Source organism: Bacillus sp. ISL-34 (assembly GCF_018613325.1).
GTDB lineage: Bacteria > Bacillota > Bacilli > Bacillales > DSM-1321 > Peribacillus.
In genome coordinates this window covers 1-20361 of sequence record NZ_JAGGQJ010000034.1, presented here as the reverse complement: position 1 = coordinate 20361, position 20361 = coordinate 1, and the positions used below count along the sequence as shown (strand labels likewise).

At 36.1% G+C, this 20361-nt stretch carries 16 protein-coding genes and 4 pseudogenes; 15 read left to right on the top strand and 5 right to left on the bottom strand.

Features of this window, described 5'->3' with window-relative positions; all coding sequences use genetic code 11:
• Nucleotides 1-214: 214 nt before the first annotated feature.
• From J7E52_RS22445 to J7E52_RS27305, 3 genes are all read left to right on the top strand, one after another.
• Nucleotides 215-550: a Spo0E family sporulation regulatory protein-aspartic acid phosphatase gene (locus J7E52_RS22445; RefSeq protein WP_309476926.1), complete on the top strand. Its 336-nt coding sequence runs from the start codon at nucleotides 215-217 to the stop codon at nucleotides 548-550.
• Nucleotides 551-894: 344 nt separating this feature from the next.
• Complete coding sequence (locus J7E52_RS27310; protein ID WP_309476928.1) at nucleotides 895-1299, top strand: hypothetical protein; 405 nt, start codon at nucleotides 895-897, stop codon at nucleotides 1297-1299.
• A complete protein-coding gene (locus J7E52_RS27305; protein WP_309476927.1) occupies nucleotides 1212-1481 on the top strand; it encodes a DUF4183 domain-containing protein in 270 nt (89 codons plus the stop codon). The genes J7E52_RS27310 and J7E52_RS27305 overlap by 88 nt, the downstream gene beginning before the upstream one ends.
• A gap of 307 nt (nucleotides 1482-1788) precedes the next feature.
• On the opposite strand, the gene J7E52_RS22435 is transcribed toward J7E52_RS27305, so the two are convergent.
• Nucleotides 1789-2022: a hypothetical protein gene (locus J7E52_RS22435; RefSeq protein ID WP_214750614.1), complete on the bottom strand. Its 234-nt coding sequence runs from the start codon at nucleotides 2020-2022 to the stop codon at nucleotides 1789-1791.
• Between the two features lie 125 nt (nucleotides 2023-2147).
• Here J7E52_RS22435 and J7E52_RS22430 point away from each other — a divergent pair.
• The 4 genes and pseudogenes from J7E52_RS22430 to J7E52_RS22415 form a co-directional block, all read left to right on the top strand.
• A pseudogene (locus J7E52_RS22430) lies at nucleotides 2148-2498 on the top strand (DUF2935 domain-containing protein); the annotation flags it as partial.
• Nucleotides 2499-2739: 241 nt separating this feature from the next.
• Nucleotides 2740-3144 carry a DUF1259 domain-containing protein gene (locus J7E52_RS22425; RefSeq protein ID WP_214750613.1) on the top strand — a complete coding sequence of 135 codons (405 nt, stop codon included), beginning with the start codon at nucleotides 2740-2742 and terminating at the stop codon, nucleotides 3142-3144.
• A 453-nt stretch (nucleotides 3145-3597) separates the two neighbouring features.
• Nucleotides 3598-4836: a hypothetical protein gene (locus tag J7E52_RS22420; RefSeq protein WP_286198023.1), complete on the top strand. Its 1239-nt coding sequence runs from the start codon at nucleotides 3598-3600 to the stop codon at nucleotides 4834-4836.
• 245 nt (nucleotides 4837-5081) lie between these two features.
• The gene (locus tag J7E52_RS22415; RefSeq protein WP_214750612.1) at nucleotides 5082-5366 is read left to right on the top strand and encodes a DUF4183 domain-containing protein; all 285 of its coding nucleotides are present in this window, start codon (nucleotides 5082-5084) and stop codon (nucleotides 5364-5366) included.
• Between the two features lie 108 nt (nucleotides 5367-5474).
• Here the strand turns inward: J7E52_RS22415 and J7E52_RS27510 are convergent, their stop codons facing one another.
• Nucleotides 5475-5621: a DUF4183 domain-containing protein gene (locus tag J7E52_RS27510; RefSeq protein WP_214750615.1), complete on the bottom strand. Its 147-nt coding sequence runs from the start codon at nucleotides 5619-5621 to the stop codon at nucleotides 5475-5477.
• A 1114-nt stretch (nucleotides 5622-6735) separates the two neighbouring features.
• Here J7E52_RS27510 and J7E52_RS22405 point away from each other — a divergent pair.
• A complete protein-coding gene (locus J7E52_RS22405) occupies nucleotides 6736-6951 on the top strand; it encodes a hypothetical protein (protein WP_214750611.1) in 216 nt (71 codons plus the stop codon).
• A gap of 284 nt (nucleotides 6952-7235) precedes the next feature.
• On the opposite strand, the gene J7E52_RS22400 is transcribed toward J7E52_RS22405, so the two are convergent.
• Entirely contained in the window at nucleotides 7236-8126 is an 891-nt protein-coding gene (locus J7E52_RS22400; RefSeq protein ID WP_214750610.1) for a LysR family transcriptional regulator, read from the bottom strand.
• Nucleotides 8127-8424: 298 nt separating this feature from the next.
• On the opposite strand from J7E52_RS22400, the gene J7E52_RS22395 reads away from it, so the two are divergent.
• The 5 genes and pseudogenes from J7E52_RS22395 to pyk all read left to right on the top strand — a co-directional run.
• Nucleotides 8425-9906: an SLC13 family permease gene (locus J7E52_RS22395; RefSeq protein ID WP_214750609.1), complete on the top strand. Its 1482-nt coding sequence runs from the start codon at nucleotides 8425-8427 to the stop codon at nucleotides 9904-9906.
• A gap of 18 nt (nucleotides 9907-9924) precedes the next feature.
• Nucleotides 9925-11166, top strand: coding sequence for a 2,3-bisphosphoglycerate-independent phosphoglycerate mutase (locus J7E52_RS22390; RefSeq protein WP_214750608.1), 1242 nt, complete (start codon nucleotides 9925-9927; stop codon nucleotides 11164-11166).
• A 165-nt stretch (nucleotides 11167-11331) separates the two neighbouring features.
• Complete coding sequence (gene gap, locus J7E52_RS22385; RefSeq protein ID WP_214750607.1) at nucleotides 11332-12498, top strand: type I glyceraldehyde-3-phosphate dehydrogenase; 1167 nt, start codon at nucleotides 11332-11334, stop codon at nucleotides 12496-12498.
• 95 nt (nucleotides 12499-12593) lie between these two features.
• A pseudogene (locus J7E52_RS22380) lies at nucleotides 12594-13469 on the top strand (IS3 family transposase); the annotation flags it as partial.
• Between the two features lie 174 nt (nucleotides 13470-13643).
• Nucleotides 13644-15050 (top strand): annotated as a pseudogene (gene pyk / locus J7E52_RS22375) (pyruvate kinase); the annotation flags it as partial.
• A gap of 981 nt (nucleotides 15051-16031) precedes the next feature.
• On the opposite strand, the pseudogene J7E52_RS22370 reads toward pyk, so the two are convergent.
• Together J7E52_RS22370 and J7E52_RS22365 are read right to left on the bottom strand one after the other, a co-directional pair.
• Nucleotides 16032-17152: pseudogene (locus tag J7E52_RS22370) on the bottom strand (type II asparaginase).
• 688 nt (nucleotides 17153-17840) lie between these two features.
• Nucleotides 17841-18197, bottom strand: a complete 357-nt coding sequence (locus tag J7E52_RS22365; RefSeq protein ID WP_214750605.1) for a DUF6176 family protein — start codon at nucleotides 18195-18197, stop codon at nucleotides 17841-17843.
• A gap of 230 nt (nucleotides 18198-18427) precedes the next feature.
• Between J7E52_RS22365 and J7E52_RS22360 the strand changes: the two genes are divergently transcribed.
• Together J7E52_RS22360 and J7E52_RS22355 are read left to right on the top strand one after the other, a co-directional pair.
• On the top strand, nucleotides 18428-19330 hold the full coding sequence (locus tag J7E52_RS22360; protein WP_214750604.1) for a DMT family transporter: 903 nt from the start codon (nucleotides 18428-18430) through the stop codon (nucleotides 19328-19330).
• A gap of 170 nt (nucleotides 19331-19500) precedes the next feature.
• Complete coding sequence (locus J7E52_RS22355; RefSeq protein WP_061466068.1) at nucleotides 19501-19938, top strand: GNAT family N-acetyltransferase; 438 nt, start codon at nucleotides 19501-19503, stop codon at nucleotides 19936-19938.
• Nucleotides 19939-20361: the final 423 nt, after the last annotated feature.

Here is a 20361-nt window from a genome sequence, read left to right as displayed (position 1 = left end):
TACGAAAGGGGCAGGATAGTTCTACAAGCACAGTGTATTCGTACTGTACAGTAATCATCTTCTTATTTAGGTCAAGTTGTTAGATGATTTTTTTGTTAATATTTGTTATTTTTTTAATTCTTTTCTCATTGTTAATTCTTGTATATAATGTTGCTTATTAAGCGTATTTTTGGATGGTTATTACAAATTAACAAGAGAAAGGTTATGAATATTAGTGTTATCACTTAACGAAATGAAAAGTAAGATTGATTACTTGAGAACTCATTTAATTGAAATTGGTATGTTACAAGGCCTTTCGCACCCCGAAACCATTAAATCTAGTCAAGAGTTAGATAAGTTGTTGTACAAATTTCAAAGGAACATATCAAATAATCATACCGGTGCAGCTGCTACAGCTTTTCCAGGGTCATTTGCTTATTACATTTTATATATAAATGCACAGATTCAAACAGCCGATACCTCAACCGTTACTACCACTACTATAACTATTCCAAATGGTGATACACTCGATGATGCGACGCCAATTGTTGTTGAATTTGTAGTCAACTAATACTCGTGATAATGCCGGTAATTATTATGAGGAATTATCTGCATTTTATTCATTGAATGATGTGTAGAGAAGTTTTTTCTTGACCCATAAATTTTTACAAATAGATAATCCAATTTCATGTCAGTTCCATAGGATATAATTAATTCCTTGGAATCGGGTGAAAAAATTGAGTAAGGATAAAAAATGTTCAGAATGCGGCCACGGTAAATGTAGATGCGATCAAAAAAGATGTAAGGATTGCGGGCGCAAAAAATGTAGATGCGATCAAAAAAGATGTAAGGATTGCGGGCGCAAAAAATGTAGATGCGATCAAAAAAGATGTAAGGATTGCGGGCGCAAAAAATGTGGATGCAATCAAAAAAGATGTAAGGATTGCAGGCACAAAAAATGTAGATGCGATCAAAAAAGATGTAAGGATTGCAGGCACAAAGAATGTAGATGCGATCAAAAAAGAGGAAGACCAGGACCACAAGGTGTCCCAGGACCGCAAGGACCGCAAGGAAGACCAGGACCACAAGGTGTCCCAGGACCGCAAGGACCGCAAGGACCACAAGGCGTCCGAGGACCGCAAGGACCACAAGGCGTCCGAGGACCGCAAGGACCACAAGGCGTCCGAGGACCACAAGGACCACAAGGCGTCCCAGGACCTCCGGGACCTCCAATTCCAGGACCAATACCAACAACTAATTTATTATACTTTACTTTTTCTGATGGACAGAAACTTATATATACAAATAGTGACGGTTTAGCACAATATGGAATAACACAGATTTTGTCACCAAGCAAAGTTTCCTATATTAATTTGTTTATTAATGGTATTATCCAACCTCAGAGTAATTACAAAGTTGAAGAAGGGGAATTAACTTTGTTGGTAGATGAAGCCCCTGAAGAAGGTGTATCAATAACTCTTCAGTTTATAATTATTAATTAATAAATTTAAAAGACCCGCCAATTGGCGGGCTTCTTAATGTGCGATTCTTTCAATTTTCATACATTCAAAACCAAGTAAATAAATACCTTTATTCAACTTATGCAGCTGAGAAGCTTCTGAAAAAGACAGAAACGTTGATTCATCAACGATGTATAAAAAGGTGTATACGATAAAAAACAAACAAACGCCAATCCCATATGTATAAGTGATTGGCGAAATGAGGTGACGCTACCCCGTCTATCGTATATTTAGTCAAAAAAAACTGCACCTCCAATTGTTAGATGGTGTCTAACAATTGGGGGACAGTTCAGTCAAAGCACATTCCATTTAACAAACTACCAATTACTCCAAAAGGAATTACCCCAAAAGCCATTATCGCAGCATTTCTTCTTGCAACAATCATGGTGATGGTCGTCATCGCAGCATTTCTTCTTGCAACAATCATGGTGATGGTCGTCATCGCAGCATTTCTTCTTGCAACAATCATGGTGATGGTCATTATCGCAGCGTTTTTTCTTCTTACAAGACATAGAAATATCACTACTTTCTATTATTTGCTATCAATATATGCAAAGCAGATAAAAAAGGAAGTACTCTTGTCCATATTGATAAAAAATTTTGTATAGCGATTAATAACTATCACTTAGAGGAAATACATAAAATCCGATATTTTTATCCTGTTCAAAGGATTTATTTGCTTTTAAGCGAAAAGTATTAGGATTAATACTAACTTGTCAATTGCCCGGCGCAAACAATTTCCCCCTTTTAGTGGATCATACAAGTCGAGAAGCTAATTATTTTAGAAAACGATTAATTGAATTAAACGAAGGGAAATTGAAACCACTTCCTGATGCTATCATCAAAGAGAATGTTTTTTTCTTAAGAATAATGGCCGATCATGCCAAATTCATTGGACATCTCCTTGATCCATCGGAAAGAAAGCTTGTGGATATGGCACGAAACTTTAGCAATGATTTTGATCAATTGTTGATGTTTGAAGCACATCTTATAGAAGCATAAATAAGAATTATTTAGGTTTAAATAAAAAAACCGACCAATAAAGGGGTATAAACAAAATTTATTCATAAATTGTTTGCGCAGTTATTTTATTCCAAATTAAAAAGGAAAAGATATCATTAGTATATTTAATAAGTAATAAAATGAGTTTGAATTTGCCCAATCTTAAATGATCCACCCTCATACAATAAAACCAGATTACTAAAGGGTACAAATGGTTTTATTATAAGGAGTGAATATTATGGGTAAGGACTCAAAAAGGGATTTATGTAGTGAATTTGCAAGGATTCTTAACGGTGATGCAAGTTTTATGAATGGAGTATGTCTAGTTCAAAGATTTAGAGACATACCATTTAAAATACTTGGAAGGAGAACTAATTCACCGTTAGTAAACCCTCAATTTTTCACCTTTGAGAATTTAGATAGTAAAGGAAATGCACTAAATCTAGGTGAAACAGTTCTACTTCAAGTCGAGGTAAATCCATTGTTAACAGAATTAAGAGAAAGGGATATTATTGTAACAGCAGTTCATAATCACTGGTTGTTTGAAAATCCTAGAGCCATGTATATGCATTTTGAATCAATCGAACCACCATTGGAATTTGCTCAAAAAGTTCGAGAAGCATTCAAAGTCTTAAAAGGTTAAGTTGAAAAAATAATTTAATCAGGAGCTGGTATCAGCTCCTTTTGTTATGCAACTAACGGGTCCTTTAGCTGAAGATCAGAGCTGTCTTTAAGGCAGCTCTTTCTTTATGCAACTAAAGGGGCAGGATAGTTCCACAAGCACAGTGTATTCGTACTGTGCGACTTGCGAATTAAGTTTGGTATATAAGTGAAAAATAAAGTAACTATATTTAACCAAATTTAAGGATGTGCAACTTGTTAAAAAAAATTTGTTCCTCACAGCCACATTGTGCTTTACTGTAACCCCTGGAGCTTATGCGAATGTTAATAATGCTGAAACTCAAAAAGCTTATTTTGAATTAGGTTACGAATCAATCTATGATTCCTTAGTAAAACAACGTTGAACTAACAATTCTAGAATCAATATAGATTGAATATCTATAAATGAACTACTGGTTTGTGAAAGGGTGGTAAAATGTCAATCATATTGATTTATGGAGGTGCCATTGACGGTTCAATGAAGTCAAATATTAGTGGTATTGATCCAAGTATCGGCTCGTTATATGATCGCTTACAAGTTGCCCAGTTTGATAATATCTTCAACGTTTTACCTGCATATGGTGTTTCTGCTCTACGAGATGTGGTCACAACAAGTGGAAATGGAAGTGTGAACAATACTAATGGAAATGGATATATTTTAACTACTACCGCCTCAGCAAACGACTCTGCTATTTTAGATACGGCAGAACGTGGCCGATTTAACAGTGGTACAGCTTTTGAAACAGGTGTAGCTATTCAGATTCCTTCTCCACCAACAGGAAACCAAAGGATAACATGGGGAATATTTGATAATGATAATGGTCTGTACTTTGGCAAGGATTCCGGTGGAATATTTATTGCAACAAGAAGAAATGGAAATGAGAATGTTAAAGTTTATCAGTCCCAATGGAATATCGATAAATTAGATGGAACTGGACCAAGTAAGTTAACACTAGAGCCAAGTAGGGGATATTTGTACCAAATTAGATTTGGAAGTAATTATGGCATTGTAGAGTATCGAATACTTATGGTCGATCCAACTAATAATTTAGAAAAACCAATAACATGTCATAGACAATCTACTATATCACAACCTATTGTAGGAGACCCTAACCAACCAGTTTGTGTCCAAATCCAAAATGGTGCTACCGCACAATCTCTTACTGCTAACGTGAGAGGGAGATATTATGCTAACTTAGGTACAGCTAAGCCATTGAACCGGATGACCTCAGAGCGTAGATTAAATGCTTCTACTAATAATACTACTTTTGTGCCACTTGTCAGTTTTCAAAAAAAAACGACATTCCCCTCAGGAGCAACCAAAAGTAACTCCATAAATGTAACCGTTAATGGTTTTGATCTTATTACCTCTGTAGACGTTGTTTGGCAATTAAGACAAGGCTCAACTCTTACTGGAGCAAATTGGGTTAATCCAAGTGACACTTTATCTAATGAAACATGTTGTTTTGCAGATACATCAGCTACAGCAATTAATGTATCCACAGGCGTGAAAATAATGAGCGGTCTTGCTGCTTCCGGTAATCGTGCCACATTAACATCATTCCCAGTGGACATAGTCATGACTGGGTCTACTCCTGTAACATTATGTGTAAGAAACATAACCTCAAATACAGGGACAGTTAGTGCTGTTCTACGTGTACAAGAGGAATGGTAAATAATCACCAATCTATCTAATATCATTAATAAAACTTCCTACAGATATTGTATACTGCTGTCCATTTGGTAATTATTTAAGAAAAAAGCATTTAGGATACTTTTACAATTATTAAAAATATTGTAAATACGCTTATTAGTAGGTAGTTTACCGTCACCAAAATAAAAAAGATTAATAAACTGGAACAAGGACAAGTATTTCTTTTAAAAAAATGTCCTAATTCTTTTAGAAAGTGGTGACTCTAAATGCCTATTATCAAACCTTTTATGGCTTCAAGAAAATTCACTGCCACAATAGGAGATGGCACAGGTACTGGGGCAACGTTTGCTATTGCAGCAACAGCCTTTACGAATGATGCTGGTGCAGCTGCAACCGCATTTCCAGGTTCATTTGCTTATTATGTTTTATATATAAATGCTCAGATTCAAACAGCTGATACCTCAACCCTTACTACTACTACTATAACTATTCCAGGTGGCGATGCACTTGATGCTTCAACTCCAATTGTTATTGAAGTTGTAGTCAACTAATACTCATGATTTGCCAATGACTAAATGCCGGAAATCAATAGGGTAATTGTCCGGCATTTTGTCCTAGGATGCGTAAGAACTTTCCACTTTTTCTTTATCCATAAATTATTACAAATTGAAGAATAATAGGGGATCCAGATAGGGGTAAATCGTTAGAGAAAGTAAGTTTTCCCTTTCTACAATGTAATTTATATTTGGCTGTAATATTCCATTTATAAATAAGTTTTTATAAGATACGCTGTTTGGATTAAGAATACCAGAGCTTCAGTATTTAATACTCATCTTGATTGGTATAAATTCCTTTTTATGCCGTCAGAAATTACATTATATTGAAAAGTTTTTACCTTTAAAATGTTAATTGGATTTGGGTTTTCCCTACTGGATAAATATTTAGACAACCTCTTGGCGGACTTGGTGATAAACAACTATTTTTATTATACAGTCCTGTTTTCTTTTGTTGCTGGTACATGCTATGATAACCGATTAATTTCTTAGTCATAACTTGCTATTAAACCCTCCTTTTTAAATAATGATGCTCCGAAAATCTCTCTGTTTGTTCTGTATCTCCCTTACACTGTATATATTCATTCATTTCTATTGGTTCAAGTATGGGTTCTACAGCCTCTATAATTTTCACATCATACACATTTTTTTACTCTTTCCGATTTTCCACTTCTTTTATCTTCAAGCTACTATTCTTTTTACTTTCTATCTCTTTCTCATCCTGTTCCCTCCATTTACATATACAACCTACTCTCTACTTTATCCATCTTTATTCCTGCCGCCGTCGGCTGCTAAGCCGTGTGTGTATAGAAGACCAAAACCTAGATAATTTGAAAACTCACAAAATATGGGGTAGACGAAATTGTGAAGGATTGTACTTAAACTAACGGGTGCGTTAGCTGAAGAACAGAGTTGTCTTTAAGGCAGCTTTTTCTTTAGCAACTATCGGGACAGAATAGCGCAATAAATGGGTAGATTAAGGGTGTTCAAGAAGGAATAGTTAGTGGAGTAAATGAAAATAGAGAGTGTTATATAGACTAATAATGTATAAAATATAACAAAAGAAAAAACAGTTTTATTAGACTGATTTTTTCATCTTAATATAACACTTTGTTAAATTAAGTTTTTAACACTTACATGTTCAATTATACGCTTCATTGCCTGAATTTGCCCCATATGAGTCGCTTCATGCATTAATGTTAAACATGCAAGTTCTCCAACATCTTACAACCTAGGAATGGTGTATCCAAATCTTGATCTAGCTGTTCAGTAGAAATTTCTATTTAGACACAAAAAAAAGACGCTGTTTCCCTTAATCTTTATCGGGAGCAGTGTCTTTTTTATTGTCCTCTAAGGAGGAAATGCCATGTTGTCAGCAGGCAGAATTGAAAATTTTAAAGAATACAGCAAGTTTAGCAGCATAAAGGAATTTAACAACACGATTGAAATATTCCTAGCCCAACATAAAAAGGATTTCACTAAAGGAGAACTAGTCGCGTTCAAACGCCTGGTCCGATTCTCCGCAAAATACGCAGGTGTAGCCAACTGTTACTTATGGGAAATGAGTGAAATAAAATACTAAAGCTGCCATGAGTTGGCGGTTTTTAATTGCCTTAAAAAATTGCATATTTACTTATTTTTTGTAACAAAAACGACTTTAATCTAAACCGTTCCACTATTCCCTACTATACCTCTAGCATTTTTAACTGAGCTAGTTTCTTCGGTAAGATTGCTGCTCGTTTTAACAGCTGTTATTTAGACATTTTGATCGAAAACACAAGATTAACATCGTGGGCGGATTATATCCCGCATTCTGGAATTACACCCTAAAATTGACGCCAAGCTGACCGAAAAACAAAAGTTTATTTAAATGGTCTCTTGATCCAGCAGAGAGATAAATTGCATTGATGCCGGTGAAAGATGTTTACCCCGATGATGAACGTACCTAATTCCCCTAAGAAATTTCACCCCTTCAATTGGAACCTCAACTAATAAATCGTTTTCGATTTCCTGTTTAATTGCAAAACTAGAAACGATCGATACGCCGAGACCGTGAATTACGCTTTGTTTGATTGCTTCCAAGTTGCTTATCTCCATATACTTTGGAGAGCTGAATCCGTATTCTTTGAATTTCTCTTCCAAATAATTTCGGGTAGCAGATTTATAAGGTTTCAAAATCAACGTTTCATTGACCAAATCCTCAAAAGTACACACATCTTTTTGAGCAAGTCGATGTTGGTTATTGACGATTAAAACAAGCTCATCTTGATAAAAAGTTTTGAATTGAAAACGGTTTTCATCGATTGGTATTCGATCAGAGAGAACCAACATCTCAACTTTGTTGGACTCCAACATATGAATCAAGTGAATTGAGGATGTAATATTCATGTTAATCTTAATCCCGGGGAATTTTTTGTTAAAGTCACTGAGGATAGCGGGAAGAAGGTATACTCCAACAAAATTGCTCGCTCCGAAGGATAATGTTCCATAAGCTAAGTTGTCTAGTTGCTTAATATGCTCTTTGGATGAATGAAATAGATTAATCATTTGTTCCGCATATGGTTTGAAATGCTCACCTTGTTTAGTTAAGTATAGCTTTTTTCCGATACGGTCAAAAAGGGGAAACCCTAAATCCCTCTCAAGACTTTGAATTTGCATACTTACAGCCGGTTGTGAACAATAAAGTTGCTCCGCCGCCTCGGTAAAGTTTAAACAATCAGATAGTATGATAAAGGTTTGCAGCTTCGTTAAGTTCATTTTTTAATCGCCCTTCCCCTCAACTATAACGTTTTCTTATTATTTATAAAATTATACTAAATTGTTTAATCGTTTTACTTGAAAATAAATGAAAGTAGAAAATAAAAAAGGATGAGATTCTTTATGTGCAGGGGTGGTATTTAATACTCATACACCACTTACAAGTAATGAGGTAGTTTGAAGATTACTGTGAACTATAATACTTTCTTATGATTATTAAAATAAAATCAAATTGTTTTATAGTTTAAGGTTGAATATACTGAAAGCGAATACATTACTAATGCAAGGGGGATTCAAGATGACTGAGAAGAATGGCGAAAAGGATGGCACTCAACCACCGGTTAAGAAGAAAGGCGGGCTTGAGGAAGGAATGAAAAAATGGGGAATTCCCATCGCTATTATTGCTTTTCTATTATTAATATTTATGCCTACACCAGGAGGGATGGAACCTGCAGCACAAAAATCATTAGCCGTATTCGTTGCTGCTTTAATCCTTTGGGTAACAACTCCAATCCCGATATACCTGACATCGCTCATTGCGATTCTGATGCTTCCATTAGTCGGAGCCGTTGAAGATCAGGAAGTTGCTTTTGGAACATTAGGGTTTGACGTTATTTGGTTAATGGTTTCCGCCTTTGTCCTTACTTCTGCAATGATGAAGTCTAATTTAGGAAGAAGATTCTCGCTGTGGATGGTCACGAAATTCGGTAAAACACCAAAAAGGACGCTGCTCGTTTTAGTCATTATCAATTTTGTGTTGGCGTTTTTCGTTCCTTCCACGACAGCACGAGCTACACTTATGATGCCTATTTGCTTAATTTTGCTGGAAGTCTATAGAGCCATCCCGGGGAAAAGTCCCCTTGGTAAAGTTATGATGCTTCAAGGTCTCCAAGCGGATGCTCTTGCTACTTCGAGCGTCATGACGGCTACTTCAGGTAATATTATTGCAGTCGGTTTCATTAACGCACAAGCGGGCGGTGACATCGGTTATATGGATTGGCTTTTTGCCTCTATGCCTGCAGCTATCATCACGATGGTAATTACTTTTATGATAGGGTTAAAGTTATTCTCAATTAAAGATGAAGGTAACTTTGAAAATATAATGGGTACGCTTAAGGACGAACTGAAGAAATTAGGTTCTTTCTCCTTAGCCGAGAAAAAAGCATCGATCATATTCCTCCTTACTGTATTCTTGTGGGCTACGGGAGATTATCACGAAGGTTGGTTTGGTTTTGAAATAAGCACCGAACAGACTGCAGTTATTGCAGCACTCCTCTGCTTGCTTCCAAAAGTGGGGATGCTTGAGTGGAAAGATGCGAACATAAAATGGGAACTCATGATTTTCGCTGCAGGTGCCTATGCTGCAGGAAATGCATTGGATGAATCCGGAGGCGCAGTATGGCTAATCAGTAAGGTAGTTGATGGTTTAAGGATAGACCAGTTGAGTCATACCATGGTTGCTGTAGTGGTCATCTTCCTAAGTATGTACAGCCATCTCATCTTTACGAGCAAAACTGTAAGGGTTACGATATTAATTCCAGCTTTCATCGCTTTAGCTAAAACATTGGGTATGGATCCTGTACCTCTTGCACTAGCAGCCGCTATGACTATGACCTTTACGATCACGCTTCCGCCACATTCGAAAGTAAATACGATTTATTTTTCAACAGGGTACTTTTCCGTCTTGGATCAAATAAAATATGCGGTTGTTACTTGCTTTATCGGCGCTTCCGTTATCAGTATATTCTATTTTACCTGGTTTAAAATGCTGGGATTATAACATTAGGAGGAAAGTATCATGTTGAAACGAAAAGTTATCATGGCGATTGCCGACGGGTTGGGGGATCGCCCCCATCCTTTATTAGAAAGTAGAACTCCATTGGAATACGCTCACACACCGAATCTAGATCGTCTAGCTTCAGAAGGGATAACAGGTATGATGGATCCAATCAGTTCCGGCATACCCGTAGGAACGGATATGGGACACTTAATTTTATTCGGTTATCAGCCTCATCATTATCCTGGGCGCGGACCCATCGAAGCTTTAGGAATCGGTATGGAGGTCAATCCTGGAGATATTGTGCTTCGGTGTAATTTTGCCACGGTGGATGAGAACGGAATTGTAGTCGATCGTCGTGCTGGAAGGATTCGTGAGAAAACCGAAGAAATTGCTCAAGCTATTAATGGAATGGAGCTTAAAGATGGGATAGAGATTTTTTTTAAACCGGCTACGGAACATCGAGCTGTTTTAATCCTTCGTGGAACCGGATTGAGTGATAAAATCAGCGACTCCGATCCTAAAGCCCCAAACGACGGTAAACCTTATCATCAGGTAGTACCTTTGGACTCTTCGAAGGAAGCTGAAAGAACTGCGTTTATTTTAAATATGTTTCTTAAGAGTGCTCATGAAATATTATCATCCCATCCAGTTAATGTGGAGCGCAATGCTGAGGGGAAGCTACCCGCTAACTTTATCCTGACAAGGGGAGCTGGACAGATGGTGAATCTAGATCCTATTGTTCAAGAACTAAATATTAAGGGGAGCTGTATTGCAGGAGAAAGCACGGTATTAGGCGTTGCCAAATTAGCTGGCTTTAAGACTGTCACGGATAGCAAAATGACGGGTAATATGGATACGAACATTGAATTAAAAGCGAGATTTGCCATTAAGGAAATAGTCGAAAATGACATGGTTTACGTGCATGTTAAGGCACCGGATGTTAAAGGTCACGATAATGAACCATTTAATAAAGCAAGAGCAATAGAACTGTTCGATCAGATGGTCGGGCTTATTGATCAGCAGTTACCTGAAAATGTGTACTTGGCTTTGGCTGCTGACCATTCTACGCCTTGTGAAGTCGGAGAGCATACAGGTGAACCCGTTCCGGTCCTCATTTATGGCCCTGGAATTCGGAGAGATCGTATCATGCAATACAATGAACTGGATTGTGCTCATGGGGGGTTAGGACATTTAACCGGGAATGAATTTGTAAGAACACTGCACGGATTAATAGGAATTGTAAAAAAACAAGGTAATTAGATATTTTTCGTGTATCGGTAATAAAAGAGAAATAATTGAGCCGATACACATAGTACTGCCAGAGAAGAGCAAATACACGAATAAATTTTATGTAAATTTGTTTGCACATTCATTTTTTGTCGTTGCTTGTGGGATTTCATAAACATGATTGGGATTTTCAGATGAATGTTAAAAGAGGTATTTGAAATGAAGAGACTTACTAATGATTTACTAAAAGAAGTGTATCAAAAGGCTATTAGATTTGGGTTGGATCAAAAATTTATTCTCTTGATAGAAAAAGAGATTAAAAAAAGAAAAGGAGGCGACACGATGGAAAGAAAAATAGGTATTAGTGGTACTGGAAGAATAGGGCGTATGTTGGTTAGAAAAATTTTATCCGATCCAAATAATACCCTTAAATTAGTGGCAATCAACTCCATTTATCCGGCAGATACAGTCGCTCATTTGTTAAAATATGATTCTGTTCATGGAACTTGGGATACTGATATTTCAGTACAAAATGGAAATCTATTAATTGATGGAAATCTTATTCAGATAGTATCTGAATTTGACCCAGAGAACATTCCATGGAGATTAATGAACGTCGATATTGTGATAGATGCGACAGGTAAATTCAATCACCGCCAAGGTGCACAAAAACATCTTGTAGCAGGAGCATCCCATGTGATTGTTACGGCTCCTGGAGAGCAGATTGATTTAACAGTCGTTATGGGTGTGAATGATCATTTATTAAATCCTTCAAAGCATACCATTTTATCTGCTGCTTCTTGTACAACGAATTGTGTTGCTCCGCTTTTAAATATCTTGGATCAGGCTTTTCAAGTAAAAAGAGGTTGGATGACAACAGTTCATTCTTTAACTTCTGACCAAAAACATATAGATAATCCTCATAAAGATTTAAGAAGGGCACGAGCTTGTACACAATCAATTATTCCGACGACTACAGGAGTGGGCAAGGCGCTTGTGGATGTACTTCCGCATCTTGCCTCTTATATAGAAGGAATCTCTATACGAGTTCCTACTCAAGATGTTTCACTTGTTGATCTCACTGTTCAAGTGTCACGAGAGGTATCAGTTGATGAAGTGAAATCAATTTTTCTTAAAGCTTCGAAAGAAAATCCTTATATTAACTATACACAAGAACCATTAGTATCAACAGATTTTATCGGTTGTGATAAGTCAGCTATTGTCGACGGGCTTTCGATTATAACTGCGGAAAATCAAATAAAAATACTCGCCTGGTATGATAATGAATGGGCTTACGCTTGTAGAGTGATTGATTTGGCACAAGCGATTCATGAAAGGTTGGAGAACGTATGCCTCTACAGCTAGTGAATTAACATTAGGTACTATTATGGAGTTAGTATAGTTTCATGGACACATTTTAGTTAAGTCCTTACAATGATTTTTGAGAGGATGTGTCCGTCTTGGAACGTAAGAATACAGGTAAAAAATATAATAATGAATTCAAGAAGACAATTGTAGATCTTTATCACTCGGGTAATTCGGTCAAAGAATTATGCGGAGAATATGGCGTATCAGAAGTTACCATTTATAAATGGGTTAAAGAATTTACCTCTATTAGTATAGGGGAAGAGACTATGACTCCAAAGGAATTAGCCGCCATACAGAAGGAAAACCTTCGGTTAAAGCAAGAAGTTGAAATCTTAAAAAAAGCTATGGCCATATTCGCGAAAAAGTAACCGAGACAGATCTTACCGAATTTATTGAGGAACACAAGAAACAATATCCCGTACAGAAGACGATATGGGGCTCCAAAGATTTATGAAAGCTTATTAACCAAAGGGTTTTCCCTAAGTCTTAAGCGTGTTCAACGTTTAATGAGCAAGGCAAGAATTCGTTCTATTACTAAGAAAAAATACCGTCCCTATCCTTCTAAAGAAAAGGTTATTCAATTGGGTAATTTGCTAAAAAGAGACTTCACTACTCAGACCATTAATGAGAACTGGGTAGCGGATATTACGTATATCCACACGTTAAAAGACGGATGGTGTTATTTATCTTCGGTATTGGACCTTCATTCTAAGAAAATAGTAGGGTATTCATTTTCTCGTTCAATGACGACAGAACTGGTCATACAAGCTTTCTATAACGCTCACTTTTCACAAAAGCCCTCGGAGGGCTTAGTTCTTCATACGGATCTTGGCTCACAATATACAAGCAGTGAGTTTACTCAACATATCCAAAACCATCATATTAAGCAATCCTTTAGTCAGAAAGGTTGCCCGTACGATAATGCCTGTATTGAATCCTTTCATGCCCTATTAAAAAAGGAAGAAGTCAACCACGTACAATAGCTAGACTACCAACTAATAGGGACAATGATCGTCAAGTAAAACCATCCCTTTATCAATCGAAGGGATGGTTTTTTTTACAGACATAGATCAAGTACTAATGATGGTTACAAAAAATAAAAAACGAATCTAAAAAGATTCGAAGTCGAATAGGTGATGAGAATGAGAAAAACCAAAATTGTTTGTACGATAGGACCCGCCAGTGAAGATCCAATTGTATTGAAAAAGCTAATTTTATCAGGAATGAACGTTGCAAGGCTAAATTTTTCTCATGGTTCTCATAAGGAGCATGGGGCGCGAATCGATAATATTCGCACATGCGCAAAAGAATTAGGGCGTCCTGTGGCGATTATGCTGGATACGAAAGGACCGGAGATACGTACCGGTATGGTACAGAATGGTCAACTTCTTTTAAATAGTGGCGACCACTTAACTTTAACTACAGAACAAATAGAAGGAACTCAGGAAAAAATAAGTATTACATATGATCAATTGCCGCAAGATGTTCATCCCGGTACGACCATTTTGCTTGATGATGGCCTGATTGAATTGAAGGTATTAGACATCAAGTCAACAGAAGTTCAATGTTTAGTCATCAATGGAGGCATCCTTAAAAACCGTAAAGGGGTTAATGTTCCAGGGATTTCAGTTCATCTTCCCAGTATTACTGAAAAAGATCTCGCTGATATTACTTTTGGGATTCAAAAGAAGGTTGATTTTATTGCTGCCTCTTTTATCCGAAAGGCTGCCGACGTGCTTGAGATTAAACAGATTTTAGAAGAACATTCTTCAAGCATAGCTGTTATTGCCAAAATAGAAAACGAAGAAGGGGTACAAAATGCAAAGGCAATAGCAGAAGTCTCTGATGGGATCATGGTGGCGCGAGGTGATTTGGGGGTCGAAATCCCTGTTGAAGAAGTTCCTATGGTTCAAAAGAAGCTGATTAAACTTTGTAATGAACTAGGAAACCCGGTGATTACAGCTACTCAAATGCTTGATTCAATGCAGAATAACCCTAGACCTACAAGGGCGGAAGCCAGTGATGTTGCGAATGCTATTTTTGATGGCACGGATGCCATTATGTTATCAGGCGAGACCGCAGCGGGGAACTATCCTGTAGAAGCAGTTGAGATAATGGATCGCATTGCTCAAAAAGCAGAATCTTTCTCTTTCTACATGGAAAAGGTCCAACAAACTATATACCCAAAAACAACAATCACCAATACCATGGGACAAGCAGTTACATCTACCGCATCAACATTAGCAGCTTCTGCTATCTTAACACCAACAGAAAGCGGTCACACAGCAAAGGTAATCGCAAAGTATAGACCAAAATGTCCTATTGTTGCAATCACACCGCATCATAACGTGTTCAATCAGTTATTATTGGTTTGGGGAGTTTATCCCATTCTTTTAGCCAGTCCAGATCATACGGACGAAATGATGGAAAGCTCTATACAAGCAGCAGTTCAGGAAGAAATGGCCCAGACCGGAGATCTCGTGATTATTACGTCGGGTGTGCCCGTTCGGGAGTCAGGAACAACAAATTTAATGAAGGTTCATGTTATAAACTAGATAAAAATTATTCAATACCTTATGTAATCAGTGTTCGATACTGAAAGCATAAGGTCTCTTTTAATGGGTAAAGTACAAAATATCTTACATTCTCCATTCTTTTCATAAAGCTTTATTTAACTAAATTTACTATGATGGTTGCATGAAAAATAAGAATACGTCAATAAAATTGAGTATGATGATCACAAGCGTATGTTTTATCATCTTGGCTTTCATCCAAATCAGGGCAAGCACTTTACCGAGTCAGAGCTTGATTACGTATGTAAATACTTCGAATTTGAATGAGCTGAGAACAATAGCTTTTGCCGTTGGTCGAACGGAAGCGGCTATATCCGTGAAAATTATGCAACTTAGAAATAAAAATCTTTATGATTATTTTTATGATTATTATAAAAACTTGAATAAACATTGGATATAAGCAGAAATTGTGGAATACAAGAAACATTCATGAAAATGAAAGGTGTTAATAATGATAGAAAAAAGATTATTGTTTGCCTCAAGAAAGGGCTTCGGTTGATAAGATTACCCCAATAGAGTTAAATCAAATGTTTTTAGCGTTGATTGCATATGGGGTAGCATTAATCCTAATCTTTAAACTAAAACTAAAAAAAGTATATCTGATGTATTATGATTAATACTAATGAGTTTGTTTATTATAGATCTCCTTTGACCCGTTCGTAAAAGTACACTTTTATAGACATTCTATAATTACCTTTGAAATAGGAGGCTTTTTACTAGTATCTATTTAACAGGTGCCCCTATTATTGTTTTCATTTTGGATGGAGCCTATTTTTTGTCCTTAGATAGGTAGAGTGAGATACACTATAAAAATGCGATTTTTAATAACTTAAAACATAAATATAAATTAATATTCAACCAAGGGAGGGCTGAAAATAAATAAAAGCATACGTTGGACCATCGTATGCTTTAAATTTCATTCACTTTTAGTTAATCAAGGAATTCTAATTTTAATTATTAATATTCGTTAAAAAATTGCTGGATTTCTTTTGGATCATCTGTTTTTGTTAATGCAAGCATCGTCAAAATGCGTGCCTTTTGAGGATTAAGTGAGTCCGCTGTAACAAAATTATTTTCATCGTCAATCTTTTCTCTCGTAACAATACCATTTCCTACACGGCTAGAGCGAGTAATAATCACGCCTTTTTTGACAGCGTCTTTAGCCCCCTCAAAAGCAGTGTCAGAAGTTAAACCGTTTCCTTCACCTGCTATTATGATCCCTTTAGCTCCTGCTTTCACAGATGCATCGTAAAAATATCTACTATCATTTTGATAGCTATAAATAATGTCCACTTGAGGAAGTTTATCTAGTTTTGATACATCAAACACCGAACTGGTTGTATGTTTACGAGTGGGTTCATTGTAGAACAATATTTTATTACCTGCGATTGCTCCTAAATAGCCTTGTTCCTCCGATTGGAATGTATCTGTCATGGTTGTATTGGTTTTTGTTATATAACGTGCAGAACCTATCCGGTCATTTAATGAGATTAAAACACCTTTGTTCTTAGCATCTTTACTAGCAGCAATTTTTACAGCATTATATAAATTTAAAGGGCCATCTGCACTTATAGCTGTAGCCGGTCTCATTGATCCAACAATCACGACTGGTTTGTTGCTTTTTACGACCAAATTCAGAAAGTAAGCAGTTTCTTCTAAGGTATCTGTTCCATGCGTTACGACAATTCCATCAACGTCTTTAGATTTTAATAACTCATTAATTCGTTTCGCCAACTTTAATAAAGTTTATTATCCATATTGTTACTGCCAATATTGGCGATTTGTTCACCACTCACATTTGCTACTTGTTTTAGTTCAGGAACAGCTTTAATTAGTGTTTCAACACCAAGTGCACCTGCTTGATAACCAGTTGTGTCAGTATTGGACGTAGCAGAACCTGCAATCGTTCCACCAGTAGCTAAAATTTTCACATTATTTAACTTGGGATTTGTTGAAGTTGCTTCCACTCTCTCTTCTTTTGGATTACTATTTGCTGAGCTATGGATAACAGTGATAGTTCCAGAAAATAATAGTGTAACTGATAAAAACGTGATTCCTAGATATTTTTTTATGTTCATGTGTCTAGTTAGCTCCTTCTTATTAAATTATGTACGATATATGAAAATACTAGCATATCTAGATATTGCTAACAATATATATATATATTAGGTTATCTTACATGACTTTTGTACTGTCGGAAAAAGCCATAGAAAGGTAGACCAGTTTCTTATGATGATATTGCCAATACCCTCAGTGAGTCATTGGTTAAGAAGTTAAGGTACAACATGTTGATGATGTTAGGTATGGTGCATTTTTACAACAAGTTGGTATACCAGGAACAGGCGTAGATAGCTTAGTAAAGACAAGAGCCGCCATTCGTGAAGGTTACTTAGATGTAGAAGACAATACGCTTGAAACTTTATTAAAACGTCCTGCCGTTACAATACAAGAAGATTTAAAAAGTATGTTTAAATAGTTGTTATACTATAAAAGTATTCGAATAAAAAAATCCTTCTCTTGCAAATTGAAAGGATTTTTTTGATAAATTTATAAGTATTATTGGAGCACAGTCTATGATCTAATAAAAATATTGATTAATGCATATTGTGAAAAAAGTACTTAAACTAACGGGGCAGGTTAGTTGCATAAGAACTGGTATAATTTAGAGAAAAGTAGAGTGTAGAAACGAGGAGTAATTGCTTATTTCAGCGTGTCAAAATATCAAAAGGAGCAAAAAAAGCAAAAAAAGACCTCAAATAGTAGAGGTCATTTCATATTTTTTCTTGTATTTTCTGGAATCATAACTACTTCCGTTTTTAAATCAACAGGTCTGAATGTTTCATCAATACATTCTTTCCAATACTCTAAATGCTTCTTATCTATCCAGTGGTCTGATTCCTGGACTTCTTGTCCGCCTTGACCCTGGACAGAGTACCAATATAAAAACTCATCACCATTTAGACGTTCTCTAAATATAGTTTCAACATACATTTTTTCGGCTTCAAGGGTTATCAGCACATCATTCATATTTTCGTTTAGAAACTTTAACCATTCATCTACCCGTTCCGATTTACCTTCCTTAATTCTAAACTTGTTAGTTCTACATTCATATTTCTCCCCCATTTAATTAGTTATCTTGCTTACATTACAGCAAGTTTTAACTAAACAGGTGAAATAAGGGAGTTGCTTTGCCGCATCTTTGTCTTATGGAACTATCGGGGCAGGATAGTTCTATAAGAAAATTATTTAACTCTTGGTCAATTGGCTTATATAAACTAGAACATAAACTGGTGAGTTTTGTTACAATTACTTACATTAACATAATAAGTGAAACAGCAGGAAGAGGTAATACAATGACAAATTTCATGTACATATTTTGCTTAATAGTATGGGGTCTTAATTTTATTGCGGTGAAAATTCAAGGAACACCAGTCAGTTTGGAATTATCATTAACATATCGTTTAGTTATGACAGCTTTTTTATTTTTAGTTCTTGTTTGGTTCCTTAAACCAAAGGGGAGACCACAAAGAAAAGATATCCCGTTTATAACAGTGTTTGGTGTATGTAACTTTGCATTAAGTTATCTGTGCCTTTATTACGCCACTATTTTGAGCTCTGCGGCAATTGTAACATTGATCTTTTCGTTAAAAGTGATACTGACTCCGATTGCTCTCCGTGTTTTTTTAAAAGAGAAATTACATTCTCGCGTTTTACTTGGGGGAATATTAGGGGTATTTGGCGTATGTGTCATCATCTATCCGACCTTAAATAATTTTCAAGGGCTCACTGATTTAAAAGGAGTTATGATTGCTTTGTTAGGTACGATTCTTACAGCTATTGGTGATGCCAGTTCAGCAAGAAATGCTAAACTTAGGGTTGACCCTATCTATGCTAATGCTATTGGTTTTACAGTGGGCAGTGTTTTAATGGGGACAATTGTACTGTTCCAAGGACAAAAATTTATACTTCCAACAACAGTTACATATTTATCTGCTTTGCTATATTTAACTTTGATTGCTTCTTTTATGGCTTGGCTATTTTATTTAAAACTTGTAGAAAAAATTGGAGGAGCAAAAAGTGGGTATATGGTAGCGCTATTCCCAGCAATTGGAGGGATTGCTTCTGTTTTAATTGGTGAATCAACACCATCAATTTATTTGGTAGTGGGTTGCCTATCTAGTTGTATTGGAGCTGCAATTGCTTTAGGGTTTGGAATTCGAGGTCAGAATTCTAAGCTACCTGTAAATGTTAATTAAGAATGGACTTCTTTAATAAAGCTTTTAAGCTAACAGGTGCTTTTCTTCAATTAGGAGGGTTGCTAAGGCAACCTTTTTCTAATGGAACTAACGGGGCAGTTTAGTTGAAGAAGGAATTACGGGGTTCAAAGTTGAATTTAATTTTAATAAAACTTTTTAGGGGTGTGAATGTGAATTCTACGGTAGAAACAATACAAGAATTAACAGATAAAGAACAATGGTTAGAAGCCTTTCCAATTATGAATCAGTTACGTACTGAGTTAACTCAAAAGACATATCTGGAGTTACTTGAAGAAATGAGGAAAGATGGGTATTCTTTGTATGCTTTATATAAGGATAATCGGATTGTATCCTTAGCTGGTTTAAGTTGGAGAGTTAACTTTTATAATAAACGTCACGTTTTTATTTATGATCTGGTAACAGATACTGCTTACCGTTCATTTGGGTTTGGAGAGAAATTATTAAGTTATATACATAACTGGGCAAAAGAAAATGGAGCCGCATATGTAGCATTAGAATCTGGAATTCAGCGAAACAATGCTCACCGTTTTTATGAAGAGAAATTAGATTATGATAAATGGTGCTATTCATTTAGAAAAACGTTGTGATTAAAAATAGCGGGAATGCTTCGATTAGAGAAGCATTATCTTTAAAAGAGCTCAGTAATGAACTGCACCCCAATTGTTAGACAACATCTAACAATTGGAGGTGCAGTTTTTTTGACTAAATATTCGATAGACGAGAAATCAAATGCAGTTTTAGAGTACTTAGAAGGGAAAAAATCCTATAAATCCATTGCTCAAGAAAGAAATGTAGGTTTATCCCCTCTGAAAAGATGGGTCGCTCGCTATCTAAAACATGGATGGAAGGACTTGTTTCATCCTATACAAATTACACTCTGCCCTTTAAACTAGAGGTACTTAAATATATGAACGAATATGGGGCATCGATCAACGAGACCGCTGTACACTATAACCTTCCTTCCGATTCTACAATTTTGAATTGGGCAAATAAGGAAGGAGGTATAGACG

Bases quoted from the DNA above. Each gene is read 5' to 3' on its own strand.
- J7E52_RS22405 (WP_214750611.1), top strand. From the start codon at position 6,736: ATGTTGTCAGCAGGCAGAATTGAAAATTTTAAAGAATACAGCAAGTTT.
- J7E52_RS22395 (WP_214750609.1), top strand. From the start codon at position 8,425: ATGACTGAGAAGAATGGCGAAAAGGATGGCACTCAACCACCGGTTAAG.
- J7E52_RS22360 (WP_214750604.1), top strand. From the start codon at position 18,428: ATGACAAATTTCATGTACATATTTTGCTTAATAGTATGGGGTCTTAAT.
- J7E52_RS22425 (WP_214750613.1), top strand. From the start codon at position 2,740: ATGGGTAAGGACTCAAAAAGGGATTTATGTAGTGAATTTGCAAGGATT.
- J7E52_RS22390 (WP_214750608.1), top strand. From the start codon at position 9,925: ATGTTGAAACGAAAAGTTATCATGGCGATTGCCGACGGGTTGGGGGAT.
- J7E52_RS22365 (WP_214750605.1), bottom strand. From the start codon at position 18,197: ATGGGGGAGAAATATGAATGTAGAACTAACAAGTTTAGAATTAAGGAA.
- gap (WP_214750607.1), top strand. From the start codon at position 11,332: ATGTTAAAAGAGGTATTTGAAATGAAGAGACTTACTAATGATTTACTA.
- J7E52_RS22420 (WP_286198023.1), top strand. From the start codon at position 3,598: ATGTCAATCATATTGATTTATGGAGGTGCCATTGACGGTTCAATGAAG.
- J7E52_RS22415 (WP_214750612.1), top strand. From the start codon at position 5,082: ATGCCTATTATCAAACCTTTTATGGCTTCAAGAAAATTCACTGCCACA.
- J7E52_RS22400 (WP_214750610.1), bottom strand. From the start codon at position 8,126: ATGAACTTAACGAAGCTGCAAACCTTTATCATACTATCTGATTGTTTA.